This window comes from Trebonia sp. (genome assembly GCF_049794275.1).
Taxonomy (GTDB): Bacteria; Actinomycetota; Actinomycetes; order Streptosporangiales; family Streptosporangiaceae; genus Trebonia.
This window is the reverse complement of record NZ_JBARCR010001073.1, coordinates 1-5,274: the sequence shown is the minus strand read 5'-3', so window position 1 is coordinate 5,274 and position 5,274 is coordinate 1. Positions and strand designations below refer to the sequence as shown.

Annotated in this window: 5 protein-coding genes; all 5 read left to right on the top strand. The window is 72.2% G+C overall.

Features of this window, described 5'->3' with window-relative positions; all coding sequences use genetic code 11:
* Nucleotides 1-838: PEP/pyruvate-binding domain-containing protein (locus WA805_RS26855; RefSeq protein ID WP_425243735.1), on the top strand; the 838-nt coding region annotated here is incomplete at its 5' end.
* Between the two features lie 82 nt (nucleotides 839-920).
* Nucleotides 921-1,421 carry an acetyl-CoA carboxylase biotin carboxyl carrier protein gene (locus tag WA805_RS26850; RefSeq protein ID WP_425243734.1) on the top strand — a complete coding sequence of 167 codons (501 nt, stop codon included), beginning with the start codon at nucleotides 921-923 and terminating at the stop codon, nucleotides 1,419-1,421.
* A 241-nt stretch (nucleotides 1,422-1,662) separates the two neighbouring features.
* Complete coding sequence (locus tag WA805_RS26845; protein ID WP_425243733.1) at nucleotides 1,663-3,108, top strand: acetyl-CoA carboxylase biotin carboxylase subunit; 1,446 nt, start codon at nucleotides 1,663-1,665, stop codon at nucleotides 3,106-3,108.
* The gene (locus WA805_RS26840; protein ID WP_422288936.1) at nucleotides 3,095-4,591 is read left to right on the top strand and encodes a hypothetical protein; all 1,497 of its coding nucleotides are present in this window, start codon (nucleotides 3,095-3,097) and stop codon (nucleotides 4,589-4,591) included. The genes WA805_RS26845 and WA805_RS26840 overlap by 14 nt, the downstream gene beginning before the upstream one ends.
* The coding region (locus WA805_RS26835) for an HAD-IIA family hydrolase (RefSeq protein WP_425243732.1) at nucleotides 4,584-5,274 on the top strand (691 nt) is incomplete at its 3' end. The genes WA805_RS26840 and WA805_RS26835, both read left to right, overlap by 8 nt.

Sequence of the window (5,274 nt, the reverse complement as noted above, 5' to 3'; positions counted from 1 at the left end):
CGAGATCGGCCGGGTGGCCGCCGCGTTACGGACCCGGGTGGTTGCCGCGCCGCTGCCGCCGGCGGTGGCGGCGGCGATCTCCGCCGGGTACGCGGCCCTTGGCGGGGATTCGGCGGACGTGGCGGTGCGCTCGTCGGCCACCGTGGAGGACAGCGCGGACGCGTCCTTCGCCGGCCTGCAGGACACCTACCTGGGCGTGCGCGGCTCCGCGCCGGTGCTGGACCACGTGCGGCGCTGCTGGGCGAGCCTGTACAACGACGAGTCGGTGGCCTACCGCCGTCGTCTCGGCATGGCCGAGGACGGCGTCGCGATGGCCGTCGTCGTGCAGCGGATGGTCGGCCCGCGCTCGGCCGGGGTCTTGTTCACGCGCTCCCCGGTCACGGGCGACCGTTCGGTGGTGGCGATCGAGGGCACCTGGGGCCTCGGGTCCGCCCTGGTGTCCGGCGACGTGACCCCGGACAGCTTCACGGTCAGCAAGATCACGGGCGAGATCACCGGCCGGCGCGTCTCGCCTAAGGGGCGTCTGCATTCTTTTATCCCGAACGGGCCCGGGGTGACCGTCACCGACACCCCTGCTGCGCAGCGCGAGGCGGCCTGCCTCACCGACGACGAGATCCGGGCGCTCGCGGACGTCGGCCGCCAGGTGGAAGCCCACTACGGCGCCCCCCAGGACATCGAATGGGCCTTGCTGGACGGGGACGCCCCGGCCGCCGAGCGCATCGTCTTGCTGCAGAGCCGGCCCGAGACGGTCTGGGCCGCGCGCACCGCGGCCCCCGTCGCCGCCCCGAAACGCCGTCCCGCCGACCACGTCCTCTCCCTGTTCGGGAAACCCCAATGACCGGACGCGCCGCCGAAAGATCGTGGGGAGTTCGGCGCCTGAAACGGGGTCAAAGTCCGCACGATGATTCCGGGACGGCCCCGTGGACCTGACGAACGACGACGTCGCGGAGATCCTGGCCCTGCTGGACTCGCTCCCCTATGACGAGCTCGACCTCCAGACGCCTCGATTCCGCCTCACGCTCCGCCGCACCCCGGGCGGCTGGACCGAGGAGTCGCAGACCCTCACCGAGCCCACGGCTGTCACACCCGCCCCGAACGGCTCAGGGGCATCCCCCGCCGCGCCCCAGCCCGCCGCGCAACCCCCCGCGTCTCAGCTCTCAGCACCGCAGCCTCCCGGGATGGTCGACGTCCCGGCGCCGTTGCCTGGGACGTTTTACCGGGCACCGCGGCCAGGGGCGGCCCCGTTCGTCGAGGTGGGAGACGAGGTGCGCGAGGATACGGTCGTGGCGATCGTGGAGACGATGAAGCTGATGAACTCGGTGCACGCGGGGACGCGCGGGCGGGTCGCCGAGATTTGCCTGGAGAACGCGGAGCCCGTAGGCCAGGGCACCACGCTGATGTGGATCGAGCCGGTCTCGTGAATCCAGCTGCCCCACGGATGGTGCACCGACCTGGCACCAAGCCGCCTAAGGCCAGGGGTATCCGGGCGGATATTTACCCCATATTGGGACATACCGTCCAGACTCGCGGCAGGTTTGGTCGGCCGCTTCCAGGATTGGGTGTAGTTAAGGGGCCTATAGCACCCGAAAGTACACCCAATGATGACTGTCACCGCTTTAGATACCCCCATTGGGTATATTCACCCGGTTGGGGAGCCGGGTCGTGAGCGGACGGCATGGGTTCCGGCGGGTGCTGGTCGCCAACCGGGGCGAGATCGCCGCGCGGGTGATCCGCACCTGCCGGCGGCTGGGCATCGAGACGGTGCTGACCGTGTCCGACGCGGACGCCGGGTCGGTGCCCGCGCGGCTCGCGGACAAGGTCGCGGCGATCGGGCCGCCGCCAGCGGCGGCGAGCTACCTGGACATCGACGCCGTTGTCGGCGCGGCGGTCGCCGCCGGCGCGGACGCCGTCCATCCCGGGTACGGGTTCCTGTCGGAGAACGCGCGCCTGGCGCGGGCGTGCGCGGCGGCCGGCGTGGTGTTCATCGGACCCACCCCTGAGACGCTTGCGGCCAGCGGGGACAAGCTGGCGGCCCGCGAGCACGCGGCCGCCGCCGGGCTGCCCGTCCTGCCCGGCGGGCACGTAACCGACCCAGAGGCCAGTGAACTCGCCAGCCGGATCGGGTTTCCTGTACTGGTTAAGGCCGCCGGGGGCGGCGGGGGGCGCGGGTTGCGGGTGGTCCGCGATCCGGGTGAGCTGGGCTACGCGGTGGCGGTGGCGAGCGCGGAGGCAGAGGCGGCGTTCGGGGACGGGCGGGTGTACCTGGAGCGGTACGTGTCGCCCGCGCGGCACGTCGAGGTGCAACTGCTCGGCGACGGGCAGCGGGTGGTGCACCTCGGGACGCGGGACTGCTCGGTGCAGCGGCGCTATCAGAAGCTCATCGAGGAAGCTCCGGCGCCCCTACTCGCCGACGGGCTGCGCGGCCGGCTGCACGCCGCGGCCGTCGCGCTCGGCGAGCACCTGCGGTACCGCGGCGCGGGCACGGTCGAGTTCCTCGTCGACCCGGAACGCGAGGAGTTCTACTTCCTTGAGGTCAACGCCCGCATCCAGGTCGAGCACCCGGTGACGGAGGCGATCACCGGACTGGACCTGGTCGAGGAGCAGATCGCGATCGCGGAGGGACGGCCGCTACGCGTCCGCCAGGAGGATGTCGCGTTCGCCGGGCACGCGATCGAGTGCCGGATCAACGCCGAGGATCCCCGCCGGGATTTCCTGCCCAGCCCGGGGACGATCACCCGCGTGGTGTTCCCCGCGGGCACCGGGGTCCGGGTCGACACGCACATCCAGGCCGGCGCGACGGTGCCGCCGCACTACGACTCGCTGCTCGCCAAGGTCATCGGGCACGGCGCGGACCGCGGCGAGGCGCTCGCGACGCTGCGCGGCGCCCTGGACCGGTGCGCTGTCGACGGGGTGGTGACCAACCTGGACATGCATCGCGGGCTGCTGGCAGACACCGAGTTCGGGAAGGGCGGCGTGGATACGGGGTATCTCGGCAGGTTCCTGGAGTCAGCCGCGTCCGTTCGGGATGCTCCGCCAGCTCTGGGGGCGATGGTCCCCACGGAACCCCCCGCAGGCGCCGACTCAGGAGTCGGCGATGGCCGATCTTGAGCTGGTGGATGTCTCGCTGCGCGACGGGAACCAGTCGCTGTGGGGGGCGACCGGGCTGCGCACGGCGCATGTCGCGCAGATCGCGCCGGTGCTGAACAGGGTCGGGTTCCGGGCGCTGGACTTCTCGTCGAGCACGGCGATGGGCGTGTCGGTGCGGACGCACCGGGAGAACCCGTGGGACCTGCTGCGGCTGACCCGCAAGGCGATGCCGGACACGCGGCTGCAGTTCATCGGCACCGGGTTCCGGTTCATCTCGTGGGAGCGGGCGCATCCCGAGGTGATGGAGCTCGTCTACACGAGCCTGGTCAACGCGGGGATGGACCGGTTCGTCGTGCTCGACCCGACGCACGACATGGACGCGGTGCGGGAGACCGCGCGGATCATCAAGAAAGCGGGCGGGGCCGGCGCCGAGGTCATCGCGGCGCTCACCTACACCGTGTCCGCCGCGCACGACGACGCGTTCTACGCCGGGATCGCGGAGCAGTACGCGAACTGCCCGGATATCGACCGGGCGTACGTGAAGGACCCCGCTGGGATCCTCACCCCCGAACGGGCGGGGACGCTGCTGCCCGCCGTCCTCGGTGCGCTGAATGGCAAGCCGCTGGAACTGCACGCGCACGCCTCGCTCGGGCTGTCGCCGCTGACCTGCCTGGTGGCCGCCGGCCTGGGCGTGCGGGTGCTGCAGGTGGGGTGCGGCGCCCTCGGCAACGGCACCTCGCTGCCCGACGCGGAAAAGCTCGTCGCCAACCTCCGCGCCGACGGGCACACCGTCGACGTGGACGACCGGCTGCTGGCGGCCGTCGCCAGGTACTTCGACTCGGTCGCGGAGGCCGAGGGGCTGCCGGCCGGGCAGCCACGCGAGTACGACGCGGCGTTCATGCACCATCAGGTCGCGGGCGGGGTGATGACCACGCTGCGGCGGCAGCTGTCAGAACTGGGGATGGAGCACCGGTTCGGCGAGGTCATGGAGGAGGTCGGGCGGGTCCGCGCGGAACTGGGCTACCCGATCATGGTGACGCCGTTCCCGCAGATGGTGATCGGTCAGGCGCTGGCGAATGTCCTGCGCGCCCACTCCCTGAATGGGGGCGCGCGGTACGACCAGGTGCCCGACCAGGTGATCAGGTACGTGCTGGGAAAGTTCGGCAAGCCGACGATGCCGGTGGAGCCGTCCGTGCTCGACCGCATCCTCAGCCGGCCGAGGGCGACGGAGCTGGCGAGCGAGCCGCCGCCGCTGTCGGTGTCCGAGCTGCGGCACCGGTTCGGGGAGCGGACGGGTGACGAGGAGCTGCTGCTGCGCTTCGGGATGCCGGGCGGCGAGGTGGACGGGATGGTCGCCGCCGCGCCTCCCGTCACGCACTACAACCCGGACCTGCAGCCAGTGCTGCGGCTGCTGCGGGAGCTGGCCGGGCGCCGGCCGGCGGCTGAGCTGACGGTGGACAAGCCGGGGTTCCGGCTGAGCGTGAGGGGCGGGCAGCGTGACTGACGGCGTGACTGACGGGGTGACTGACGCGGTGACTGACGCGGTGCGCGAGCGGCTCAGGGACGCGCGCGGGTTCATCTTCGACATGGACGGGACGCTCGTCCTTGGCGACCGGGTGAACCACGGCCTTCGCCCGCTGCCCGGCGCGGTCGCGATGCTCGAGTGGGTGCGGGACCGCGGGCTGCCGTACGTGGTGTTCACGAACGGGACCAACCGTTCGCCGGCGCATTTCGCCCAGGTGCTGCGCGAGGCGGGCCTGCCGGTGCCCGAGGACCGCATGATGACCCCGGCGAGCAGCGCGGTGGTGATGTTCACCAGGCGCGGCTACAAGCGGGTGATGGTGCTCGGCGGCGATGGCCTGGCTCTGCCGTTGCGGGAGGCGGGGATCGAGGTGGTGCCGCCGGCCGACGAGGCGGGGCCGGTGGACGCGGTGTTCGTCGGGTGGTTCCCCGAGTTCACGATGCCCGCGCTGCAGGCGGCGTGCGAGGCGGTGTGGGGCGGGGCGACGCTGTTCAGCGCGTCGGAGACGCCGTTCTTCGCGTCGGCCAACGGCCGGGCGCTCGGCACCTCGCGCGCGATCAGCGCGATGATCAGGTCGCTGACCGGCTGCGGGCTGCGGATCACCGGCAAGCCGTCGCTCGACGCGCTGCGCGCCGCCGCGTCGCGGCTGGGGGTCCGGCCGGCGT

Coding starts and splice junctions, on each gene's coding strand:
- WA805_RS26840 (WP_422288936.1), top strand. CDS start 3,095: ATGGCCGATCTTGAGCTGGTGGATGTCTCGCTGCGCGACGGGAACCAG.